This is a genomic window from Niallia sp. FSL W8-1348 (assembly GCF_038006745.1).
GTDB lineage: Bacteria > Bacillota > Bacilli > Bacillales > Cytobacillaceae > Niallia > Niallia alba.
The window spans coordinates 3798023-3822738 of record NZ_JBBOVV010000001.1 but is presented as its reverse complement, the minus strand read 5'-3'; the positions used below and the strand labels follow the sequence as shown (position 1 = coordinate 3822738).

Here is a 24716-nt window from a genome sequence, read left to right as displayed (position 1 = left end):
AGGAGTAGGTTAACTTAGAATCACTCCTTCTTCTATTTTTTTATTCATTATGTTGCTGAAATTTCATTTGTCCTACAAGTAATTCAACAACATGTTCAAACATAGATGTTCTATTAATTCTTCCAGATGTAAATATCCCAATAGCCCCTTCATATGAACGAACATTTTCTTTGTGTGCATATTCATCCATAACTGGGCCTAATTCTCTCCCTGCAAGTAATTCTATTTCGATTTCATTTGGCAATGGTATTCTTGCTCCGCTAGCAATAAAGGTGGTTCCATCTTTTAATACAAGTGCTCCCCAATTAGTTAAAAAGAGGATATTATTTGTTCGTTGCACTCCACCTTCCAATCCAATTCCTATCTCTCCTTTGCCCTCTTGCAGTGCGGTCATCGCTCGATTAATTGCTCCCTTAATCGTTTCCTCATCTGAAAATGGTTGGTCGCTTACACCGGAGCTAACGTTAAATGTCGCAAACTCGATATTTTTATCTTTTCCGAGACTATTTTGCACAGCTTTTACTTTTGCCTGATTATTTGTGCCAATACAAACCTTCACTTAAATTCTCTCTCCTAACCATTAGTATTAAAGAAAACTCCTGCAAAAAAGGCATCTCAACAATTAACAATTATAGTTGAGATACCTTTATCCATATATAGTTTTCGTAAACCAGTTTTATATTGTACCTAAAGTCTTAAAGATTTTTAAAATACAAACAGCTATTATTGATTAGCTCGCAATGTTTCAATGGTTGTACTATCTGTCGTTTTCACTAATTTAGTAAGCAGTTCCTTGGCAGCTGCATAATCATCAATATGAATGATGGATGCACTTGTATGAATATAACGAGAACAAATTCCAATTACAGCACTAGGTACACCTTGATTGGAAATATGAACTTGACCTGCATCAGTTCCACCAGGTGAAATAAAGTACTGATAAGCAATATTATTAGACTCTGCAGTATCTAATATAAATTCTCTCATTCCTTTATGCATAACCATTGTGCGGTCATAAATACGCAGTAACGCTCCTTTTCCAAGCTGTCCAAATTGATTTTTATCCCCTGATGCATCATTTGCCGGACTTGCATCTAAAGCATAAAATACGTCTGGTTTAATCATATTGGCTGCTGTTCTAGCCCCTCTTAAACCAACCTCCTCCTGTACCGTAGCTCCAGAGAATAAGATATTTGGAATCTCTTCACCTTGAAGATTCTTTAACAATTCAATCGCTAGTCCACAACCGTAACGGTTATCCCAAGCTTTCGCCATAATTTTCTTTTCATTAGCGAGTTGTGTAAATGGACAAATTGGGACAATCATCTGACCAGGCTTAATCCCAATTTTTAACGCATCTTCTTTATCATCTGCACCGATGTCAATTAGCATGTTTTTTATATCCATTGGTTTGCTTCTTGTTGCTTCATCTAAAAGATGAGGTGGTATGGAGCCAATGACGCCAATAACCGGGCCATGATTCGTTTCTATTTGTACTCTTTGTGCCAATAAAACTTGATTCCACCATCCGCCTATTGGTTGAAAACGAATCATTCCATTATCCGTAATGGATGTTACCATAAAACCAACTTCATCCATATGGCCTGCAACCATTACAGTCGGACCATCCTCTTTTCCTCTTTTAACTCCGAAAATGCTTCCAAGATTATCTTGGACAATTTCATTGGTATAAAGACTTAATTGCTCTTTCATAAAAGTTCGAACTTGATGTTCATTTCCAGCAATCCCTGGAAGTTCTGTTAAAGTTCGAAACAAATCTAATGTTTGTTGTTCCATTATAGCAAAGCTCCTTTTATTACTATGTATTTTAATAATATATTTATTGTACCGAAATATCTAAAGGCATACCACTACTTTCCACTAACTGATTGCAATTTATGCCTTTCCATTCTTTTTAGCCGAAAGGGAGAAAAAAATCCTAGGCATTTCTTCTATAACATAAATTAGATATAATAGAATTATCTAGTTTTTTTGATAGAGCTATTTCCATTGCCTAATGAAATTTTATTGAAAATGATCTAAAAAAACAGCTAAGGGGTTAAAGTTATGAATTGGAAACATATAATAGGCGGCGTTGTTGTAGGAGTAGCCGCAAGCTATATCGCCAAGGAAGCTATTTCTAAAAACAGTGGTCTTTCAAGTGAGCAGGTTTTATATATAGCCAAAACCGCTTTTAAAGAAAAGGGATCAATTAACGGATCTTGGATTAATATGGAGAAAGAGACGCTTCACACAGTGGACTCTTCTTTTACCGTTTATAGAGGTGGTATTACACGGATGAATGGTGATACACAAGAAGTATTTGAATTCGTTTCTGATAGTGAGACAGGTAAGATTATTGACATTAATCAATTATCATAAGTGTTTTTAATATTTTGCCAACACTTCTAGTAAATAGCACTCTAATCATAAAAAAGAGCTATCTCCATTTATACGAGATAGCCTTTTCCACAGTTATTTAAATTGCACTTCACAACGATATATTCTATTTCCTCTATTAGAAAATTTTTCTTCATACTCTGTCATAATATTGCCTTCAAAATCACTATTATGCAGGTCAAGACTTACATATTTCAAAAGCATTCCGTATTCAGAAAAACTTCTTAAAGAATACTCAAATAAACCTTGATTATCTGTTTTAAAATGGATTTCTCCTTGATTTCCAAGCACAGACTCGTAGGAAGCTAAAAACGTTTTATACGTAAGTCTTCGCTTTTCATGTCTCGTTTTTGGCCAAGGATCAGAGAAATTCAAATATACTCGTGCAATTTCCCCTTTTTCAAAGTAATCCTTTAGTTTTTCAGCATTCATATTCATTAACTTCAAGTTTGGTACCTCTGCCTCAATTAAGCGATCTAATGCAGAAACAATAACACTCTCCTGAAGCTCTACGCCGATATAATTGATGGAAGGATTTGCTTTTGCCATTTCTGTAATAAATCGGCCTTTTCCGGTACCAATTTCAATATGGATCGGCCCTTTCTGACTAAATGCCTGATCCCATTTACCTTTCCAATCTTCTGGGTTTTGGATAACATATTGTGGATATGCACTTAACTTATCTTTCGCCCATGGTTTATGTCTTAATCGCATGTGGACACTCCTTATTAATAACTATCGTTTCAAACAATATCATGCATTATACATGGATGCAATACTCTTTTCTTGGCAATTGATTTTTTTGAAGGATAAATTTACATTACGAACATCTGTATAAAGAAAAAAAGAATTCACAAGCTATAAGTGAATTCCTTAACTGGTATTTGAAAAGAATGATTTTACTCTTTTCATACTAGAACCTATAGAAAGGGTGTTCTAAGTATGCCTATAAATCATGAGCATCAACTAACTTTATTAGCTGATATTCTCAGTAATCAACAAACCGACTGCTGCGGATCTGTAGCAGAATGCGAACAAATAGAGAGGTTGATTACTTCCTTAAGAACCAATGATCAAATTGATCAAAATATCCTTCCAATATTAGAGGAAATACACCGTTACAGTGAACAAGGTGTTAATGCCTCTGATTTAGACAATCATATCCATTCATACCAAGATCAATTGTCTCAATGGGTAGATGGGATTAACAATTTTTCATAATAACTAATCGATATGCAAACTTAATCAATATCATGTAAAAATTGCATCCATCTTTCCATCTCGCTATAACGCCCCTTCTTCTTGTACCAGCGTATGGAGTTGATGGTTTGGGCTATAACATACCATTTCATTCGTAAGGATAAATGATCTGTTAGTTCATACCCATATGTGTGTAACCAATTTTTCCAATCTTTCTTTGGAATATACCAATAAAGTAACATTCCTAAATCAATTGCTGGGTCTGCAATCATCGCACCATCCCAATCAATTAGATACAACTGGTTGTCTTCAGAGAGCAACCAGTTGTTATGATTAACATCACAATGGCATACAACATGCTCCGTTGTTTTCATAAATGGAAGATTATCCTCTAAAAATTGGATATAACGTGTGATATCCTCGTTTTCTTTTAATTCATCGTCTATCTCTGCTTTTATAACTGTCAAAATCATATCAGGATGAAAAGACGTTTTACCTAGCCTTTTGAGCATCTCTAATAAAGGCTTAGAGGTATGAATTTTCTTAAGTAACATGGTTACTCTTTCATCCTTCATATCGGAATGACCAAATTCCCTACCAATCAGCCATTGCTGAGCAGTAAAAACATCTCCGTTTTCAAATCTTTTTGTCCAAACAAGTTTTGGGACGATTCCTTCTGCAGAAAGCACAGCTAAAAACGGAGAAGAATTCCGCTTCAAAAAAAGCTTTTGTCCATTATTTTGTGCAAAAAAGGCTTCGCCTGTTTCTCCACCTGCAGGGGTTATTTCCCAATCTTGCCCTAATAAATGTTCCAAAATTGTTCACCTACTATATATTATGCTCCAAAAAAAAGATGAGAAATTCCTGTTTGAGTCTTTTTTGTCCTAAATTTGTAGGAAGAACAAACAAAAATGGTTATTAGCTATTCATCAACTATAGAAAATTTACACTCATCGTAAAGCAATCTATCTTCACATTAGCACATATGTGCCTAAAATTTAATGAGATAAAAAAGAAAAAGGACATAGTATCCATACAATTATACTATGTATCCAATATTTCCAATCATTTTATATTAAATTTCACCTAAATACATATCTTTAATAGAAAGTTTCTCATTTAAATATTATCTCTTATTTCATTTTTTAGTCAAGTGAATCTCCGGTTAAAATGAATATTTCTGCTAAATTTTTATTAGATTCTTCTATTAGGACAATCGCTCACTGTTTTTTAAATATTCAGGAAATATATCAGCATACTTGCCAAGCTCCTATTACTTGGCGAGTATCGTGATACTAATAGGATTCATCATAATTCTATCTCCGTGAACACTTGGATATTCATCCTGATATACCACACCGTCTTCCACAATTATGTTCCAATCCCCTTCAGAACAATATGCTTCTTCGGCAGAATCATTTACATTAATCAATACAAGGATGGTTTCCCATTCATCCTTAAAGCCTTGTAAGTCATGTAATAGATACTGGGTTATATCATTGGATTGCTGATTAATCGTTACATGTCTTTGTATGTCTTCTACAGATTGAAGTCGAAAGGCTTTATTCCTTTTTCTTAATAAAATTAAGCCTTTTATATATTCAACATTATTTAGATATTGATCCTTTCTATTCCAATCTAGCTGATTAATTTCGTCTGGTGATTGATAACTATTTTCCACACCATACTTCGTTCGAAAAAACTCTTGCCCTGAATGCAAGAAAGGTATCCCTTGACTAAGAAGTACGAGAGACGTTGCAAGCCGATGTCTTCTTATCTTCTCTTCTGCTGACTCATTAGAAAAACATATATCAATCTTATCCCATAACGTATGATTATCATGAGATTCCACATAATTTACAGATTGACCAGGTTCAAAAAACATCCCTTTATCCTTATAGGTTCCAATGCTTCCAGCTAATAATTCAGGGATCTCATCTTTATATTGCTTATTTCCAAGCGCATATCCTCGATCGTATATATCAAAGGTACTTCCTTTTAATTTATCTCTAAATTGGTCATTAAACTGTCCAATCCTTGGCAGTAACTGTTGATTAGCAATAATTGCCTTCTCATCATGATTTATAGGGGTTGCAAGATCCCATCCTTCCCCAATTATTAATATGCTCTTATCGACATTATCACATATTGCACGTACTTCCTTCATCGTTTGGCAATCTAGAATCCCCATTAAATCAAAACGCAATCCATCAATTTGATATTCTTCTATCCAAAAACGGACAGAATCCACAATATAGCGTCTCACCATAGATCTTTCAGAAGCTATGTCGTTCCCTACTCCCGTTCCATTTGATGGCATTCCATACTTGTCATATCGGAAGAAATAACCTGGTACAATTTTTTCAAAAGATGAATCCTCTTTTTTATAAACATGGTTATAAACAACATCTAATATGACACGAATTCCTTGCTCTTGTACAGTATAAATCATCTCTTTTAGTTCATTAATTCTTACATAGGGATCAATGGGATCGGTTGAATAGCTACCCTCTGGGACATTATAATGGGAAGGATTATATCCCCAATTGTACTTTTTCAATACCTCTAATTCATCAATTTCTTCAAAGTCATGTACTGGGAGAAACTCTATATGGGTAACACCTAAATCTTTGATATAGGACAGGCCTGAAGGCTTCTTTTTATTCGTTTCAGTATTTAATTCTGTTACACCTAGATACTTTCCTTTTTGCTGAATCCCACTATCTGGATGGATTGTTAAATCCCTAATATGAGCTTCATATATTACACTATCGACTGCATGGTCTAGAGCTGGCAATACAGGTTTCTGTCTTCTCGTTTTATTTAAATCAACAATCACTCCTGTTTCTCCATTAACAGAAACAGCAACTGCATACGGATCTATTGCTTCTTTCCATTCTAAGTTAATCAGCACTAGATAACTGTAAAAATATCCTTCCACCTCATCCTCATAGATTGTTTTCCAAACACCTTTTTCCTGCCTTTCCATCTCTACAATTGTTCGTTCCTTATTTGATAGGTCTGGAGATTGCAACACTAACTTCACTTGTTGTGCAGTTGGAGCCCAAAGATAAAAAGTACGCTGATTCGAAGAATAATCTACCCCTAATGGACCATCATAATAAAATTCCTCATCAAAGGAAGGTGTTCTGATAACAGCACCTATTTGTAAATCTGTTATCCCCTTATTTCCATCTTCCACCTCATATTTTTGGCCAATTTGTATCTTTTCGTTTAAACGACATTTGTATTTAACGAAATGCTGCATTTTTTCTTTTGATTCAATCACAAGATTAATAGGATGCTTTTCACCTTTTAATAAAAAGGCTGTAGATTCCCCATGAAAATATGAATAGGGAAGTAGAACAGTAATTAATGACATTTCATCTAAATATGCAAAGAAACTTCTTCTTATCGACAGCAAATCCCTCACTCCCTTTTCTTATGAAAATGTATCTATTCTAAATCTTCCCCGTTATTTCTTATGTTTCCTCTGTATCCCATTCATATCTTCTTTTTGAATTCGTCAAACCATAATGCAATAAGCTTTCTGCGGCTTTTAATTGAATTGCCTTAATGGGTGAATGATGACTTCTCATTTTGTGAAACCATTCTTCATAATTTCTTTTTTCAACAATTTTCAAATCATAAGGTGCAGATGGAAAATCAACATAACCATTTCTTGTAAGGATTACTTTATGAACAGGTAATGTAATGTCGTATTTATCTAAAATACTCTTAACAATTGTTTCTGTTCTATTTATAGATATGACAGGACTAAGTATCTTTTTCTCCTTATCTCTCTTTTTTTTAACCCAAAATTTTTCATTCGAACCAACAAATACTGCTGAGTTCTCTGCTTCTAACACATGAATACACCAAATATCTGTTGGTGTAATAATAATCGTATCTAATTCAACAGGTGCATTTTTCAGCTGAAACAGCGGTTGATAAAGTACTAAGAACGTATCCGGAAATCTCTGTAAGTAGTACTTTAATAAATCATCATAATAAAGCGTTTTAGTCACTTTTGATATTTCCGTAAGCGTTGAACTAGCCCATTTCAGCTGAAATTCGAATAATTGATTAAGAAATTGCTGTTTTAATTCATCTAATGTTTTTGGATGGCTATATTTTTTTGCATCGTAATCGAAGTTTAATTCTTCTACTTCTTCTTTTTCTTCCCTTTCTTTTTCATTAGTCAACTCTGCTTCTTCCATCTTATTACGATTCAAGATTGTTTTCTTAACTCGTTCAAGAAATGAAGGTCTTTCTATCATCCAGTCTTCTTCCCGTTCGTTCTCCATGTAAAAGAGACTTCTGTCCTTTGTTTCAAATGCTTTTTTTAATCCTATCCATTGTTGTTTTTTTAAACGAGCAAAGCGTGATGGATACAAGACAATGTTCTGCTCATACCTAGACACATAATCTTGCAATTTTATTAATTGCGCCAAACTTTTTCCCCCTATATTACAATGTTTCTGTTGTCTCAATCCTTAAAGGAATAGCTTTCGATTATTTCATATTTAGGTATTTTCTCTATATGGGTCTGAAATAAATGTATGCTCTCCACCATAAAAATTAAATCTTCTGGTAGGCTGTATTCCTTTAACATCTGCTCCAAAAACATGGTATTTTGATCCCATTTTCTTGCCAGCGTTAAATGTGGATGAAAAGGTCTTGTTTCCAGCTGAAAATCTGCCTGCATACAGATTTCAAAAACTTGTTTTCTAAGATCAAATAATTTTTTCTCTTCTTTCATACCTGCCCAGAAAATTCTCGGACTTTGGAACTGACCAAAAACACCTAATTGTTCAATATGTAATGGAAATTCATCACTTGCTAGAACTGACTGTTTTAAAAGTGTCTGCAACTTATCCCTTTTATCCTTAGAGGCACTTCCTAAAAATGCAAGGGTAATATGATAATCTAAAGGATGTACCCATTTTTTAAAGGAGAATTTTTGTTGTAACTCCTTACTCATTTTTTCTAATTCATTCATAACCTGAACATCTGGCTTAATACCAATAAAATAATGAGGAATTGTATTTTTCATATTCTTTTTCCTTCTTGCCTCTTTTTTTAGGCTGTTTTCGTAAAGTTTGTTGCGATTACCCGCAGCCGGAATACACTTCTCTTTCCTTGGGGCTAAGCTTTAGCCTCCTCAGCTTCGCCTCCGGGGTCTCAGACTGTCTCGCTAACCCCGTGGCGTCTTCGTATATTCCGGCTGCTCCATTTTTCCAACTAATTCTTTTTCCGATTGAAAAAATAACAATCCTTTAGAAAACAGCTTTTTTTAAAGATAAATGTATTTATAAAGTTAGACACCATGGCCAATCCCTGATCTCTAACTTTATTCTATTATATAACCTATCCTATTAATTTTAACCGTATTTATATCTATGTTTTCGAAATCTATATGATTAATATACCTTATTTTTCTTTAAAAAAGAAAAAGAGTCGTCTCAAAATCTAGCTATTAACCAGTTTGAAACAACTCCTTTTATTTTTTATTTCCTAGTACTGAATTCCTTATTAGCTAATCTGTCCGCACTCCCCAACAATAGCCTCAACAAATAAATCTTGTAGTTTCTTTGTAACTTCCCCAATGTTCCCTTCTTTCACGGGAACATTATTTACAGCAGTTATTGGTGTTACTTCAGCAGTTGTGCTAGATAAGAATACTTCATCCGCATCGATTAAATCTTCAATAGAAAATGCCTTTTCTTCCACTTCTATCCCATTTTCTTCACATAATTGAATAATTTTCTGTCTTGTAATCCCATTTAATATAAATTGATTTGCTTCATGAGTCCGAATCTTATCCCCATTAACAATCCAGATATTAGAAGAACTACCTTCCGTTACGGATAAATCCCTATACTGAATACTTTCAAAGCATCCTGCTTCTGCAGCTTTCTGTTTTGCCATGACATTTCCAAGCAAATTCAAACTTTTAATATCACATCTAGACCATCTAATATCTTCTACCGTAATCGTTCCTACTCCATTTTCTAGGTTATCAAGCGGTCTCGACAATGGTTTAGTATAAGCTACAAAAGCTGGTGCAACAGTTTCTGGATAACTATGATTTCGTGGACTTACGCCTCTTGTGAACTGCATATAAAGGATACCGGTGCTTAATGAATTTTTCGCAATTAACTCTTCTAATAAAATTGTTAATTCTGAGATGGAATAAGAAGTAGCTATGCCTATTTTCTCGCTACTTGCAGATAAACGCTCAAGATGTTCTTTCGCCATAAACATTTTACCATTGTACACACGGATTACTTCGTAAATTCCATCGCCAAACTGATATCCTCTGTCTTCTATATCTACTTTTGCTTCTTCTCTTGGTATAAACTCCCCATTCATTAACACCGTACTCATTTTCTCTTCTCCTTTAAGTGATCTCTTTATTTAGCCAATTCATATATTGCTTGTGCATAAATAGCGGTAGCTTTCAACAAATCCTCGATAAACATATACTCATCTTTTTTATGAGCAATATCTTCTCTTCCTGGAAAAAGCGGTCCAAATGCAACCCCTTTTTCTAGTGACCTTGCATACGTTCCTCCACCAATGGATAGAAGTTTCGCTTTTTCTCCCGTTTGTTCCTCATAAACCTTACTCAGCGTTTGAATTAATTCTGAGTCTTTTTCTACGTAATGTGGTTTTGAATCTGTGAAGTTCTCTAAGCTAAAACTATGTTCTGTTAATAACTTCGTTAATTTCTCTTTTGTTTTATCCATATCATTTGTAACAGGATAACGTACTGTTTGTCCTATTTTCCCACCACGATTTGCTTGATAATCCAATATACCGGCATTTAAAGTTAGCTCACCTGTAATATCATCCTCGTAATTAATACCGAGTTTTTTCCCTCTAGAATCATTCACAAAGAATTTTTTCACAAATTGAAAATAATGAATCGCCTTCTCATCCAGCTTTAATTCTACAAGAAAATCAGCAAGTTTTAATCCAGCATTAACCCCATTATTAGGCTCCAGACCATGTGCTGACACCCCTTCTAATTCTAATACCAAATCACCATTATCAACCAAATAACGTCCAGGCACATTCTCTAGTTTTAAATAATTCTGATAGCGTTGAATAATCTCGGTTTGCTCGCCTTCTTTCACTTCTATTATGGCTTGCGCAAAGTCTGGGACCATATTATATCTTCTTCCCGAAGAAAAACTAAGAATTTTCACTTCTCCCGAATTGCTTGCTTCTCCTGAAAATTTCTGAACGATGTCAAAATCAGCTATCCCTTTTTCCGCGAAAATAATCGGAAAGTCTGCATCTGGTGCAAATCCGATCGTAGGCATACTTTCTTCCTTGAAATATGTTTCTACACATCTCCAATCACTTTCTTCATCTGTTCCAATAATCATTCGTATCTCTTTTGTTAATGGAAGATGCAACTCTTTCACAATTTTCATCGCATAGTATGCAGCCATTGTAGGACCTTTATCATCTAATGCTCCTCTGGCATAAATTTTTCCATCGCGAATCTCTGCCTTGTAAGGATCACTTGCCCATCCGTCTCCCTCTGGTACAACATCCACATGACAAAGAATACCAACATTCTCAGTACCTTCACCATAAAGTAAATGGCCAGCAACGTTTTGAACATTCTTACTAACGAAACCATCTTTTTCTCCCAAGGATAGCATATAGGTTAATGCCTCTTTCACCCCTTTTCCAAAAGGTGCATCCTCTGTTGCATTTTCTTCGTCCAATACACTCCTAATTTGCAAAAGTCCCTGCAAATCCTTAATAAAGCTGTCTTTACGATTATGTACTTCATTTAACCAATCAATTGAACTCATGGCTGCCTCCTTGCAAACTTATAAATATATTATAGGAAAAACATATCATAAAACGCTTTATATGAAAAATAAAACCTTTAAAACCACATTTCACTAAATTATCATTAAGTATAGTATACCTTTTCTTAAAAACAAAGCTATACTATAGTTAATCTAGCATGTGGAAGGAATGTATTTAATTGGGATATATAGAAGATTTAAGAAAACTTGTTGGCAAGATGCCTCTTATTCTTGTTGGAGCAGTTGTCATTCTACTAGATAAGGACCAGAAAGTTCTCTTACAAGAAAGAAAGCATCCAAAAAATGTTTGGGGATTACCTGGTGGACTAATGGAAATAGGAGAAAGCACCGAAGAAACGGCGAAGCGCGAAGTATTCGAAGAAACAGGACTTCAAGTAACAAATCTTCAATTACTATCCGTTTATTCTGGAAAAGATTACTTTGCTGTTGCTGCAAACGGAGATCCTTTTTATACGGTCACAACTACCTACTGTACTTCTGAATATGAAGGAAAACTTGAGAACAATCACGAAGAATCATTCAGCCTGCAATTCTTCCCATTACACAACCTACCAGAAAAAATGGTCGGCAGCCATCGTAGAATGATAGAGGACTTTAAAATACGTTCAATAGTATAAAGTTAGAGAGAAGAAAAAATTTTATCCTTTTGATACTACTTTTGCAGAGGAAATTAAAAAGTTTATAAGAACAATGAGCAGCTCGAATACAAATTCACGGAAAGCGAAGTGTATTCAGGCTGCGGGTTAATAGGAACATGCTCTTTCAAAAAAACTTTTTTAATTTAGTTTACCAAACATAAAATTGGGGAAATAAAATTTATTTATAACCTTTTTACATTTTTATTCATATCATAATCGTATATCCCATATGATGAATGTAAAGAAACCCTACAGGGGGTGGTAAATACATACGTAAATAAGCAAATATTTTGTAAATTAACGCAAATAATGTAGAATATATTAGTAAATAGGGGTACAATATTTATATAGAATATCATTCTATTGAATGTATCACTATTTAGCCATTTGAAAAGGGGTTGTCTGTGGAAAAGAAAATTACATACGCTTGAAGAATTTGTTCTTCAAATAAGCTGTCGGTCGCTGGAATTTGCCAAAGGTTTGAAAAAAGGATAGGGAGTGGTTTATTGAAACCTTCAACTAACCGGATGTTAAACCGTATCAAATCCGTCTACATGTTTATTAGTAAGCGTGGAACTGTCACAACACAAGAGCTAGTGGAGGAATTTGGTATTACTCCGCGAACGATTCAAAGAGATTTGAATGTGTTAGCTTATAATGACTTGGTTCAAAGTCCAAGTCGTGGAAAATGGACAACAACTAGAAAAAAAGTGAAAATGACATCCTAAACCAATTAGAAACAACCGAGATTTTAAACTTGTATAATAAAACAAAACCTCACTGTAAGGCTTTCAGTTTTTAAACTTACGCTAAAAGGCCTTAGTGAGGTTTTTGTTGTGTGAAATTTTAATGGTTTTCACTAATATTACTATTAACTTGATAGTTTTTTAATAATTCTACTTCCTCTTCTGTTAACTCCCGATATTCTCCTAATTCTAGTGATTCATCGAGTTCCAACGGTCCCATTGAAATCCGTTTTAAATAAATGACCTTTTTTCCAACACTTTCAAACATTCTTTTTACTTGATGAAATTTCCCCTCTGAAATCGTTAACTCAATATCAGAGGTTTCTCCCGCTTTCAAAATAACCAGATCTCCAGGCTTCGTAAGATATCCATCATCTAAAACAACGCCTTTTTTAAATGCTGCAATATCGCCTTCTCCCACCTCTCCTCTTATTACGGCAAAATAGGTTTTAGGGACATGCTTTTTCGGCGATAGTAGTTGATGTGCTAATTTCCCATCATTCGTTAAGAGAAGCAACCCTTCCGTATCTTTATCCAATCTACCAACAGGAAATGGATTATACACAGAGTCTTCTATTTGCAAAATATCTATCACCGTTTCTTCTCTTGTATCCTCTGTTGCGGAAATAAGTCCTGGCGGTTTATTCATCATTAAATATATAAACTCTTTATATTCAATGATTTCATTATATAAAGATACTTCATCTTTTTCTGGATCGACTTGAAATTTTGCATCTTTTATTACTTCATCATTTACTTTGACTGCTTTATTTTTGAGGAGCATTTTCACTTCTTTTCTACTCCCATAGCCCAAATTAGCGAGCATTTTATCAATTCGCATGTAAACTCAACCCTATCCTTCTTTTCATTTCTTTTAAAAAGAGTACTAAATTAAAACGGAAGTTTTAGTTTTTGCTTTAGTCGTCGCGCTTGATCTCCAAATAAGCGATAGATTAATTTTGAGCGGAAAGCTAAATAAACATAAACTAGAATACCTAAAACTGCTACAATCACAACCATTAGAAGAGAAGCGAATACAGACTCGGTAGATAAGAATAATTCAAGCAATCGATATACGGTCGTTGTCACGATATACATCATAATCGAAAATCCGACAATTAAAATACTTCTTCGAATAACAATTTTAAAGGAATAATTAGCATATGCTTTGATTACCCCTAAATTGATTAAGATAGATACCGTGTATCCTAAAGTAGTCGCAAGGATAGCACCATTTGTTTCCCATCTTTCAATAAATGGCATATTTAAACTTAATTTAATTAAAATACCTACCAATAAACTTAGTATCGTAAAGCGCTGCTCATTTAATCCTTGTAGGATGGAGGCTGTTACCGGGTAAAGAGAAAAAAGAATCGCAACTGGAGCATATAGTTTTAATACTTCTGCCCCCATTAGAATATCTTCTGTTCCATAAAACAGGCGGTAAACAGGTTCAGCAAGAACAGAAAGACCAATACACGCAGGTAAAGTAATAAATAATAAAACTTGGAAAGTTTGATTTAAGTTTGTTGTTAAATCAGACTGATCATCTTTTATAAAAGCTCTAGTAATCATCGGAATTAACGCCATCGAAAATCCTGTTGCTAGTGATACTGGAATAATAATAATTTTATGTGTTTGGTAATTAAAAATATTTAGAGCTGTTTCAGAAATAGCAGTTAATCCGATACTACTCATTGCTCGGTTGAAGGTAACGGTATCTACTAATTGAAATAATGGATTAGCTAATCCCACAAATACAAATGGAGCTGCTGACAAGATTATTTCTTTATACATAGAACGTAAAGGAAGCTCTGTTTGCGTACCTCGATCGTTTAATAAAAGGTCATCATACTCACCTTTACTTTTTCGCCAATACAATAAAAGCACAGCTAAGCCGCCAATTGCACCAACAAATGCAGCAAAAACGGAAATACTGACTGCTGTTATGAGCTTGCCATTTAACACGTATAGAACGATTGCCGAGCCACCAAGCAAGAAAACAATTCGAACAATCTGCTCAATGACTTGAGACACAGCAGAAGGAGCCATCGCATCGTGCCCTTGAAAAAACCCTCTGATTAAGCTCATAAATGGAACAACAATTAACGCGAAGCTTACTGCACGAATGACAGTTGTTACCTGACCAACAGTTGAAGTTAAATCATCATCTGTGATAATAATTTCAGCAAGAAAAGGTGCTACTGCATATAAAGCTAGAAAAGATAGTACCCCACTTGCTAACATTATCATTAATCCTGATTTAAATAGCCTTCTCCCAACTTTATATTCTCCCATTGCATTATATTTCGAGATAAATTTGCTTACAGCTAATGGAATACCAGCTGTTGCAATACTTATTACAATAGTATAAGCTACATAAGAATATTGATATAACACGGTTCCTTGTTTTCCAACAATCATATTAAATGGTATAACATAAAATAATCCTAACGCTTTGGATATAATTGTCCCAAGTGTTAAAATAAATGTGCCTTTAAGCAATTTTGATGACATAAAATCCCTTCCTTAAACGAAGCTCTCTTAAAACGTTACATAAGTAAGTATTTTACCACGAAAACAGGTAATAAAATATATTTGATCACAAGTAAATATGAACATTTTTTAACACACTATTAGTAGTTTACCCTTTCTTAAATAGAAACGCTACTTTTAAAAGGACAAGTTACCACTAGATGCTAGATTTAGGATGAAATAAGCAATCTAGAAGCAGCTTAAACCACACATTCCTTTCATCTATGGAACAAAAAATAACAAAGAAAAATGAAACTTCTTCAAGAAAGTAGGATGTAATATGCAATATGATGTAATCGTGATCGGTGGAGGACCATCAGGATTAATGGCTGCAATTGGAGCAGCGGAGCAAAAGACAAAGGTATTACTTATTGATAAAGGAAATAAGCTTGGCCGCAAATTGGCTATTTCAGGAGGCGGTCGCTGTAATGTAACAAATCGGCTGCCAATAGAGGAAATCATTAAACATATCCCTGGAAACGGACGTTTTCTATACAGTGGGTTTTCCGAATTTAGCAACGAAGATATTATCACTTACTTTGAAAATCTTGGTATTGCTTTAAAAGAAGAAGATCATGGCAGAATGTTTCCAGTTTCTAATAAGGCCCAATCAGTCGTAGATGCTTTATTAAGTGAATTAGACAAATTAGGTGTAACTATTCAAACAAATTCCCCTGTTAAGACAGTTAACTATCATGAAAATAACTCGAAAACAGTGATTTTACAAAATGGAGAATCAATAACATGTAAATCACTTATTATCGCGGTCGGTGGAAAGTCTGTTCCTCATACTGGTTCTACAGGAGATGGCTATGCTTGGGCTAAAAAAGCAGGCCACACTATTACAGAACTTTTCCCAACAGAAGTACCAGTCACTTCTAAAGAAGCATTTATTCAAAATAAAACCTTACAAGGGGTTTCATTAAGAAATGTAGGATTGAGTGTGCTTAATCCAAAAGGAAAACCAATCATTACCCATCAAATGGATATGATTTTTACCCACTTCGGAATAAGTGGACCAGCTGTTTTACGTTGCAGCCAATTTGTTGTAAAAGCACAGAAAAAATGGAATTCATCTGAAGTGAAGGTCTCTATTGACTCTTTCCCTGATACGAAAGAAGAACTGCTTTTTCAAGATATAATGGCTACATTAAAGGCTGAACCAAAAAAAGCAATTAAAAACACATTAAAAGGTCTTTTGGTCGAACGATTTTTACTATATTTATTGGAATTAGCAACTATTGATCCAGCAGAAACATGTGCAACTGTTTCTCCAGATAAAATAAAACAGTTTGTTGCTCTATGTAAAGCATTCACCTTTAATGTTAACGGAACGTTACCGTTAGAAAAGGCGTTTGTTACAGGTGGTGGTGTGTCTATTAAGGAAATTGCCCCTAAAACAATGGAATCAAAATTGATGGAAGGTTTATTCTTTTGTGGGGAAATACTAGATATTCATGGATATACTGGAGGATACAATATTACTTCCGCTTTTGTTACAGGTAAGCTAGCTGGTGTGAATGCTGCTCTTGTTGCTAAAAATGTTTAAGGAAAGGCTGGGACAGAACAAAATATATAATAGATAAAGACGAACAATCTCTCATTTAGTAGCGAAACCAACTCGTTCCATTACGCTACAGACACTCCATTTCACTTCGTTTTTAAAGGTTGTTTCGTTCCATCATTTTTTTAAAAGAAAATATAATTAGTAAGAAATACGAAGCAGCCTGAATACACGTAGACTCCTATGGGAGCTGCGAGAAAGTCCAAGACCCCGCAGGAACGAGGAGGCTTGGCGCTCGCCCCATGGAAAGCGAAGTGTATTCAAGTTGCGGGTGATCACCACAAACCTTCTTTCTTAAAATGAATAAAACCCCCAACGATTATACGAATTTTTCTTAGCATGTACGTATAACGTTCGGGGTTATTTGGTTGAAAATACTTATGTCCCAGCTTCTTATGTTCTATAAATGATCATAGAGGAAAAGCAGTAGATTTGTTCCTCTTCATCCTCTTGCATCGCTGCCACGTTATATTTTATATCTATTAGTTTTTTCTCATCTATTTTCTGTAAAAATTTATTCATCTGTAGCTCTAGATCTTTCTCATGCTCTTGATCAAATAGCTTCACTTTTATCATATTTTTCTCTCCCTATTGTTTTGTACCCTATAAGTAAAGGATAGACAAAATTCTTACTATTCAATCAATTACATTGGATGTTTTTTAACTTTCTTTTTGGCTGTTTTCGTAAAGTTTGTTGCTATTATCCGCAGCCGGAATACACTTCGCTTTCCGTGGGGCTAAGCTTAAGCCTCCTCAGCTTCGCCTCCGGGGTCTCAGGCTGTCTCGCTAATCCCACATTAGTCTACGTGTATTCCGGCTGCTCCATTTTTCCAACTAATTCTTTTTTTTCTATTAAAAAACAACAATCCTTTAGAAAAACTCTCATGGCGGCGTTACCCGCCGCCACCGTCTATCATGAAAACTTGCTCCTATCCCATGATAGAAAGTCTAAACCACTTAACACCTGACCATAATTAATAGTACAATACGACCAGTCCGAAGACTGTTTGGTGGATCAATACAAGTTGATACCCCGTTAGAAAAACTGGTTGTGACAGTTTAAAAGAACCGTCTAATGTGTTTATAAACACGAATACAAAAATTTTGTATGATGACTTCTGTCGCTTGTATTGTATTAAAAATCTTTGAGGTGATTATATGGAAGCTATGATTGAACGGTGTGCAGGCCTAGATGTACACCAAGAAACAGTAGTTGCTTGTGTTTTATTTGGTTCATTAGATAAAAAACCAAATAAAGAGATTCAAACCTTTCCAACAACCACAAGTGGCCTTTTGGCACTTAGCGACTGGCTATCCTCACACAAAATAACGGATGCTGTAATGGAAAGTACCGGTGTATATTGGAAGCCCGTTTGGAATGTTATAGAATGTGACTTCCAATTAATCCTCGCCAATGCCCAACATGTTAAAAATGTTCCCGGAAGGAAAACAGACGTAAAAGATGCGGAGTGGTTAGCTAAACTTTTGCGTTCTGGACTAATTGAAAAAAATTTTGTACCGCCCAAAGAAATTCGTGATTTGCGAGATTTAACCCGGTATCGTAAAAAACTCATCCATACACGAACTTCTGAGCGCAATCGAATCCACAAAATTCTACAGGATGCAAATATTAAACTAACTTCTGTTTTATCTGACATTTTTGGTGTCACTGGTTGTCGCATTATTGAAGCCCTAATAAACGGCGAAAAAATAGGTGTGTTTGAACTTCAACAAATGGTTGATTCAAGAGTTAAGGCGAGCACAACAGATATTGCAGAAGCCCTTAACGGTGGAATACGTAAACATCATATTGATATGTTACGTTTCCATTGGGACCATATCAATCACATCGATGAAACAATCGAAAAAGTAGTTGAACGCATAGACCAAGCGCTTATTCCTTATCAAGAGGAGTGCGAACTACTAGATACCATACCGGGTGTGGATAAAAATGCATCCGCAATCTTTATAGCTGAAATGGGTGTAGACATGTCAGTATTTAAAAGTTCTAAACATCTAGCCTCATGGGCTGGAGTGAGTCCAGGAAATTATGAGAGTGCCGGTAAAAAAAAAACAGGTAAAACTCAGTACGGAAACAAATCATTAAGAACCACCGCTGTTGAATGTTCCATGGCTACAGATAGACAGTATAATCGCATATCTGCACATAGAAAAAGAATTATGAAACGACAAGGAAAATCGAAAGCACGGATCGCTTCCGCTCATTTAATCCTAACAATTGCTTACAATATTTTAAAAACAAGGCAACCATATCAGGAACTAGGCCCTGATTATGTTGATCTCGAACAAAGTAAAGAACAAAAAATGATTCAATACTTAAAAAGGAAAGGGTATCGTATTGAACCCACTAATGAACAAATTGCTTAATGAATAACAAAAGCACTATATTTAATCATTCCTAGCCTTTTAAAAAAGTTCAAATTTAGAAGGTTCAGCTTAGTGTTGCCTTTTACCTAAAGAGTTTTCATACAAACAGCCTTCTTTTAAAACGAAAAAACAGCCATATAAAAAACTCAAAGATAAGGAAAATCAATCCTTCATTCTTTGAGCTTCTTTTAAATTGCTATAAACTGCTAGTTTTATACTGTTTTACCATGCCAATCTAGCATGCCGCCTTCCATATTTACTACTTTAAACCCTTGGTCTTGTAAGTAGTAACATACGTTTTCGCTTCTTCTGCCGGAACGGCAAATAAAAATATATTCTTTTTCTTTTGAGAAATAATCTAGGTTTTCAGGGATGGTATTCATTGGTATATGCTTTGCTCCTGGGATGATTCCTTCTGCTACTTCTTCGTCTTCACGGACATCCACTAATTCTAGCTTTTCCTGGTTATTTAGCTTTTTCTCTAGTTCTTCTGTTGTTATTGTTTTAATTGTCTCCATCGTATCCCTCCGTTAGCACCTTTTGTACAGTATGTATAGCAATATCTCATTGTAATATAGTTTAATTTTATGGAATATGCAATTAGTCTGCCCACATTACATAAAGATGAGGCTGCCAAATGGACAGCCTCCCCCCTTTTTTAATTTGCAACGATATTAACTAATTTACCTGGAACCGCAATTACTTTGCGTATTTGCTTGCCGTCAATTTGTTCTTTTACTTGGCTGTCTTCCATAGCAATTTGCTCCAACGCATCTTTGTTTGCATCTGCTGGAACCATTAATTTCGCTTTTACTTTTCCGTTAATCTGAATCACAATTTCTATTTCATCATCCACCAATTTTGCTTCATCATACGCAGGCCATGCTTCATAAGCAATTGATTGATTAGAACCAGTTATGATTTGCCATAGTTCTTCTGTAATATGCGGGCAAATTGGTGAAAGTAATTTCACAAATCCTTCTACATATTTCTTTGGTATACTATCGGCTTTATAGCATTCATTGATAAATACCATCATTTGCGAAATTGCTGTATTAAAACGAAGTGCTTCAAAGTCCTCTGTCACTTTTTTCACTGTTTGATGGTAAATTTTATCTAAAACCTTCATTTCCTCTATATCTTGAACTTTTGATGCTAGCTTTCCATCATCCTCCACCAACAATCTCCAAATACGATCAAGGAATCTTCTTGAACCATCTAGACCATTTGTTGACCATGCGATCGCAGCATCTAATGGTCCCATGAACATTTCATATAAACGAAGTGTATCTGCACCATGGCTAGCTACAATTTCATCTGGATTAACAACATTTCCTTTTGATTTACTCATTTTTTCATTATTTTCACCTAGAATCATTCCTTGGTTAAATAATTTTTGGAATGGTTCTTTCGTTGGGACAACTCCTAAATCATAAAGCACTTTATGCCAGAAGCGTGCATATAGAAGATGCAATACAGCATGTTCTACTCCACCAATATACATATCGACTGGAAGCCATTCTTTTATTTTTTCAGGATCTGCAATTTGCTCATTATTTTTTGGATCGATATAGCGTAAATAGTACCAGCTGCTTCCAGCCCATTGTGGCATTGTATTTGTTTCACGTCTGCCCTTCTTGCCAGTGACAGGGTCTACAACATTTACCCATTCCGAAATATTTGCTAATGGAGATTCACCAGTTCCCGATGGTTTAATTTCTGATGTTTCCGGAAGTGTTAATGGCAATTCTTCTTCCGGTACACCTGTCATTGTGCCATCTTCCCAATGAATAATCGGTATTGGTTCTCCCCAGTAACGTTGACGACTAAATAACCAGTCTCGTAATCTGTAAGTTATTTTTTTCGTTCCAATTTCTTTCTCTTCTAACCAGCTAATCATTTTGCTAATAGCTTCTTCTTTATTTAAACCATTTAAGAAATCAGAGTTGACATGTTCACCGTCACCAGTATAGACTTCTGCTTCTACATTTCCACCAGCTACTACTTCTTTAATTGGTAAATTAAATGTTTTCGCAAACTCATAGTCTCTTTCATCATGGGCAGGAACAGCCATAATGCTTCCTGTACCATAGCTTACAAGGACATAATCAGCAATCCAAATTGGCATTTTTTCACCATTAGCTGGATTTATTGCGTAAGCACCTGTAAATACACCTGTTTTTTCTTTTGCCAAGTCCGTTCTTTCTAAATCGCTTTTGCTTTTAATTTTTTCTAAGTATGCTTCTACTGCAGACTTTTGTTCTGCAGTTGTAATTGTTTCTACAAGCGCATGCTCTGGTGCTAGTACCGCATAAGTAGCGCCAAATAATGTATCAGGTCTTGTTGTAAATACAGTAAATGTTTCTTTATGATTGTCAATTTGGAAGGTTACTTCAGCTCCTTCTGAACGACCAATCCAATTACGTTGCATTTCTTTAATACTTTCTGGCCAATCTACTTCATCTAAATCTTCTAATAAACGATCAGCATACGCTGTTATTTTTAGTACCCATTGACGCATTGGGCGTCTTTCAACAGGATGTCCGCCACGTTCACTTTTCCCATCAATAACTTCCTCGTTTGCTAGAACAGTTCCTAATGCTGGGCACCAGTTAACTGCTACTTCATCGACATATGCTAAGCCCATTTCATGAAGCTTTAGAAAAATCCATTGTGTCCACTTATAGTACTCAGGATCTGTTGTGTTAATTTCACGATCCCAATCATAAGAAAAACCTAACGATTTAATTTGACGACGGAATGTATCAATATTTTTCTGGGTAAATTCTGCTGGATGATTACCAGTATCTAATGCATATTGCTCTGCTGGCAATCCAAATGCATCCCACCCCATTGGATGAAGGACATTAAAATCCTGCATTCTCTTCATACGTGAAAGAATATCTGTTGCTGTATATCCTTCTGGATGTCCAACATGAAGTCCCGCACCGGATGGATATGGGAACATATCTAGTGCATAAAACTTTTTCTTGCTTTTTTCTTCACTTGTTTTAAAAGTTTTGTTTTCTTCCCAAAACTTTTGCCATTTCTGTTCTATTTTCTGATGATTAAAGCTCATCTTAAAATCCTCCTATAAAGTTGTTTTTACCAAAATAAAAAGCCTCTCATCCCAAATAGGGACGAGAGGCATTATGTATAATCTCCCGCGGTACCACCCACAATTAGTGAATAAATCACTCGCTTCATTATCCTTTAACGCAGGTGTACGGCAAGCATTACTAAAAGTTCACACTTGCAACTCAAAGGTGAGTTCAAGATGTTTTTGACTGACTTGCACCACCCGTCAGTTCTCTTCGTTTCAAAAGGGCATCTTTACTATTCCTTATCTGTGTTGATTACTTATATGATTTTTATTGTATTGTATTTTGATGCATGTTGCAAGTAGTTTTCAGATTGACCAACTATCTGATCTTCTCTACTTTCTATATTATATGTCTACTGCTATTTAATGTTCCGCTATTACCATTTCTCCGTCCATTCAGAAACCAATCGAAGCAATTTTCTATCTTGATTTCTACCAGCTATAAAGGAAAGACCAACTGGTATTCCATTTAATGTGGTCAATGGTAGATTCACTTGAGGAAAGCCAGTTAACCCCGCCATACAACATAACTGGAATGTTTGGTTTCTTCTTACTTCTAACTCACGAGTAGGAAGGTTTATAAGCGGTGCTATCCCTGGTGCTGTTGGAATAATTAAAATTCCATCATCTTCAAGCAGTTTCTCCATTCTTTGTTGAATTATACGTCTCTTCTGCTGATATTGTGCTATGTCTTCCTCTTTCAAAGTACTAGCCCACCGGAATCGCTCTGCTATCCCTGGCCCAAACGTTGGATTTACCCTTTGGATCCATGCTCCATGTTCTTGCCAAATTTCTCTTCCTTGGAGCATGCGAAAAACCTCTGCCCACTTCTGAAGCCCTTCTTCTGCAATGATAGTAGTTGAATAACTTGGCACAGACTTCTCTAATTTTTCCAATAAAGGAAGTAAGGCTTTCTTAACCTCTTCATCAGCCAGTGCCCAAGCATCCTTTCCCATTATAAACCGTGAAAAAGAGCCATTCTCTTGAGGAGGAAGAAGCACATCCCCAACTTTCATAAGCATTTCCGCTGTTTGAGTCATCCAACCGACGGTATCAAAGCTTTTTGCAAGAGGAATTACCCCGTCTATATTAACTACTCCATGAGAGGGACGAATACCATATATTCCACAATAAGAAGATGGAATTCTTACCGAACCTCCTGTATCCGTTCCTAAGGAAAAATCGGTCAATTTAGCTCCGACCGTGACAGCAGAACCGCAAGAAGAGCCACCTGGAATTCGACTCGGGTCCCTAGGATTAATAGGAGTACCATAATGATAATTTTCTCCATTTAAGCTATACATCAGTTCATCTGTAATAGTGGTTCCTTTTAGCGTGGCACCATTATTCAACAGGCTAATAATGGCTGGTGCTGTTTCATTAGCAGGTTCATGGCTATGAAGCCAATCAGGATTTCCTGCAGAAGGTACATAATCTTTAATAGCAAATACATCTTTAACCGCAAATGTCAGCCCATCTAAACTCCCTTTTTGCGTAGGTTCCAATGAAATATTTCTATCCATATATGCACCGAAATCACTCATTTTTTAAGCCATCCCCTTGTCATCTTATTAATTTATTTCCACCAGATGATCGACCAAATTATAATCTTCTACTACCCATTTCTTTTCTTTAAAGTGAATATTACTGATACAAGCATTCGATAAGTATTTTTCAATCGAAAGTTGATCTTCTGAAACTACTGTTAATAAGGTATGTATAACTGCACCATGTGCAACTAGTAATACTTTTTGGTCTAGAAACTGAACTAGAATTTTTTCTAGACCATTCATAATTCTATTTACTAATTCCTCTCTTGATTCCTGATTTGGATACTGTTGATCTGGATATAGAATCGCTCGTTCTTCTCTCGTTTTCCCTTCTGCATCGCCAAAACTGCGCTCCATAAATTCAGCCATTTCTACAACCTGTAGTTGTAACGCTTCATTAATAATGAACGCTGTTTGTTTTGCCCTTTTAAGAGGACTTGTGACGATGATATCCCAATTTGAATCCTTTAAATAATCTCGGCATTGCTGTGCCTGCCTCTTTCCATTTTCATTTAAAGGAATATCCGTTTTTCCTTGAATTTTCCCCATTGCGTTCCAATCTGTTTCCCCATGTCTTATTAAACATATTTTTGTCATCATTTAGTCCTTTCTACGCATTATGCTAAAATATAGAGTTATATCTACTTTATTAGAAAAAGACTTATTTTTCAAACAAATTCAACATTTAAACTAATTGAAATTTAGAATAAACCTCTTCATTCTATCAGAAAATTCC

At 35.3% G+C, this 24716-nt stretch carries 22 protein-coding genes and 1 other annotated feature; of the genes, 6 read left to right on the top strand and 16 right to left on the bottom strand.

Going from position 1 to position 24716, the window contains the following annotated elements; translation table 11 throughout:
* Window positions 1-40 precede the first annotated feature (40 nt).
* Both NST60_RS18075 and NST60_RS18070 read right to left on the bottom strand, forming a co-directional pair.
* Complete coding sequence (locus NST60_RS18075; protein WP_169188983.1) at window positions 41-559, bottom strand: DUF84 family protein; 519 nt, start codon at window positions 557-559, stop codon at window positions 41-43.
* A gap of 164 nt (window positions 560-723) precedes the next feature.
* Window positions 724-1797: a M42 family metallopeptidase gene (locus tag NST60_RS18070; protein WP_016202838.1), complete on the bottom strand. Its 1074-nt coding sequence runs from the start codon at window positions 1795-1797 to the stop codon at window positions 724-726.
* Between the two features lie 270 nt (window positions 1798-2067).
* On the opposite strand from NST60_RS18070, the gene NST60_RS18065 reads away from it, so the two are divergent.
* Window positions 2068-2382, top strand: coding sequence for a PepSY domain-containing protein (locus tag NST60_RS18065; RefSeq protein ID WP_169188984.1), 315 nt, complete (start codon window positions 2068-2070; stop codon window positions 2380-2382).
* Between the two features lie 93 nt (window positions 2383-2475).
* Here NST60_RS18065 and trmB read toward each other — a convergent pair whose 3' ends face one another.
* On the bottom strand, window positions 2476-3114 hold the full coding sequence (trmB, locus tag NST60_RS18060; RefSeq protein ID WP_016202840.1) for a tRNA (guanosine(46)-N7)-methyltransferase TrmB: 639 nt from the start codon (window positions 3112-3114) through the stop codon (window positions 2476-2478).
* A gap of 228 nt (window positions 3115-3342) precedes the next feature.
* Here trmB and NST60_RS18055 point away from each other — a divergent pair, with 228 nt between their 5' ends.
* On the top strand, window positions 3343-3621 hold the full coding sequence (locus NST60_RS18055; protein WP_016202841.1) for a YtzH-like family protein: 279 nt from the start codon (window positions 3343-3345) through the stop codon (window positions 3619-3621).
* 20 nt (window positions 3622-3641) lie between these two features.
* Here the strand turns inward: NST60_RS18055 and NST60_RS18050 are convergent, their stop codons facing one another.
* The 6 genes from NST60_RS18050 to pepV all read right to left on the bottom strand — a co-directional run bounded on the left by NST60_RS18050 (window position 3642) and on the right by pepV (window position 11435).
* Window positions 3642-4415, bottom strand: a complete 774-nt coding sequence (locus NST60_RS18050; RefSeq protein WP_341099661.1) for a phosphotransferase family protein — start codon at window positions 4413-4415, stop codon at window positions 3642-3644.
* Window positions 4416-4873: 458 nt separating this feature from the next.
* The gene (gene pulA / locus NST60_RS18045) at window positions 4874-7024 is read right to left on the bottom strand and encodes a type I pullulanase (protein WP_412986012.1); all 2151 of its coding nucleotides are present in this window, start codon (window positions 7022-7024) and stop codon (window positions 4874-4876) included.
* 58 nt (window positions 7025-7082) lie between these two features.
* A complete protein-coding gene (locus NST60_RS18040) occupies window positions 7083-8054 on the bottom strand; it encodes a nuclease-related domain-containing protein (RefSeq protein WP_341099658.1) in 972 nt (323 codons plus the stop codon).
* 35 nt (window positions 8055-8089) lie between these two features.
* Complete coding sequence (gene thpR, locus NST60_RS18035) at window positions 8090-8656, bottom strand: RNA 2',3'-cyclic phosphodiesterase (RefSeq protein ID WP_341099656.1); 567 nt, start codon at window positions 8654-8656, stop codon at window positions 8090-8092.
* Between the two features lie 479 nt (window positions 8657-9135).
* Entirely contained in the window at window positions 9136-9990 is an 855-nt protein-coding gene (dat, locus tag NST60_RS18030) for a D-amino-acid transaminase (protein ID WP_328019603.1), read from the bottom strand.
* Window positions 9991-10016: 26 nt separating this feature from the next.
* Window positions 10017-11435, bottom strand: coding sequence for a dipeptidase PepV (gene pepV, locus NST60_RS18025; protein WP_341099654.1), 1419 nt, complete (start codon window positions 11433-11435; stop codon window positions 10017-10019).
* 179 nt (window positions 11436-11614) lie between these two features.
* Between pepV and NST60_RS18020 the strand changes: the two genes are divergently transcribed.
* Both NST60_RS18020 and NST60_RS18015 read left to right on the top strand, forming a co-directional pair.
* The gene (locus tag NST60_RS18020) at window positions 11615-12073 is read left to right on the top strand and encodes an NUDIX hydrolase (protein WP_016202848.1); all 459 of its coding nucleotides are present in this window, start codon (window positions 11615-11617) and stop codon (window positions 12071-12073) included.
* Between the two features lie 527 nt (window positions 12074-12600).
* Window positions 12601-12822 carry a DeoR family transcriptional regulator gene (locus tag NST60_RS18015; protein ID WP_016202849.1) on the top strand — a complete coding sequence of 74 codons (222 nt, stop codon included), beginning with the start codon at window positions 12601-12603 and terminating at the stop codon, window positions 12820-12822.
* 118 nt (window positions 12823-12940) lie between these two features.
* On the opposite strand, the gene NST60_RS18010 is transcribed toward NST60_RS18015, so the two are convergent.
* Together NST60_RS18010 and NST60_RS18005 are read right to left on the bottom strand one after the other, a co-directional pair.
* Window positions 12941-13681, bottom strand: coding sequence for a pseudouridine synthase (locus tag NST60_RS18010; RefSeq protein ID WP_101730623.1), 741 nt, complete (start codon window positions 13679-13681; stop codon window positions 12941-12943).
* Between the two features lie 50 nt (window positions 13682-13731).
* Window positions 13732-15357: a putative polysaccharide biosynthesis protein gene (locus tag NST60_RS18005; RefSeq protein ID WP_101730622.1), complete on the bottom strand. Its 1626-nt coding sequence runs from the start codon at window positions 15355-15357 to the stop codon at window positions 13732-13734.
* Between the two features lie 298 nt (window positions 15358-15655).
* On the opposite strand from NST60_RS18005, the gene NST60_RS18000 reads away from it, so the two are divergent.
* The gene (locus NST60_RS18000; RefSeq protein ID WP_341099648.1) at window positions 15656-16924 is read left to right on the top strand and encodes a BaiN/RdsA family NAD(P)/FAD-dependent oxidoreductase; all 1269 of its coding nucleotides are present in this window, start codon (window positions 15656-15658) and stop codon (window positions 16922-16924) included.
* Window positions 16925-17332: 408 nt separating this feature from the next.
* Here NST60_RS18000 and NST60_RS17995 read toward each other — a convergent pair whose 3' ends face one another.
* Window positions 17333-17515 carry a sporulation protein Cse60 gene (locus NST60_RS17995; RefSeq protein WP_016202853.1) on the bottom strand — a complete coding sequence of 61 codons (183 nt, stop codon included), beginning with the start codon at window positions 17513-17515 and terminating at the stop codon, window positions 17333-17335.
* Between the two features lie 582 nt (window positions 17516-18097).
* Between NST60_RS17995 and NST60_RS17990 the strand changes: the two genes are divergently transcribed.
* Window positions 18098-19327: an IS110 family transposase gene (locus NST60_RS17990; RefSeq protein WP_100525939.1), complete on the top strand. Its 1230-nt coding sequence runs from the start codon at window positions 18098-18100 to the stop codon at window positions 19325-19327.
* Window positions 19328-19539: 212 nt separating this feature from the next.
* Here the strand turns inward: NST60_RS17990 and NST60_RS17985 are convergent, their stop codons facing one another.
* The 4 genes from NST60_RS17985 to NST60_RS17970 form a co-directional block, all read right to left on the bottom strand.
* A complete protein-coding gene (locus NST60_RS17985) occupies window positions 19540-19845 on the bottom strand; it encodes a rhodanese-like domain-containing protein (RefSeq protein ID WP_328019601.1) in 306 nt (101 codons plus the stop codon).
* 140 nt (window positions 19846-19985) lie between these two features.
* Entirely contained in the window at window positions 19986-22406 is a 2421-nt protein-coding gene (gene leuS, locus NST60_RS17980) for a leucine--tRNA ligase (protein ID WP_016202855.1), read from the bottom strand.
* Between the two features lie 54 nt (window positions 22407-22460).
* Window positions 22461-22686, bottom strand: a binding site (T-box leader).
* Between the two features lie 121 nt (window positions 22687-22807).
* A complete protein-coding gene (locus NST60_RS17975) occupies window positions 22808-23974 on the bottom strand; it encodes an amidase (protein ID WP_341099644.1) in 1167 nt (388 codons plus the stop codon).
* Between the two features lie 27 nt (window positions 23975-24001).
* The gene (locus NST60_RS17970) at window positions 24002-24577 is read right to left on the bottom strand and encodes a histidine phosphatase family protein (protein WP_341099895.1); all 576 of its coding nucleotides are present in this window, start codon (window positions 24575-24577) and stop codon (window positions 24002-24004) included.
* Window positions 24578-24716 lie beyond the last annotated feature (139 nt).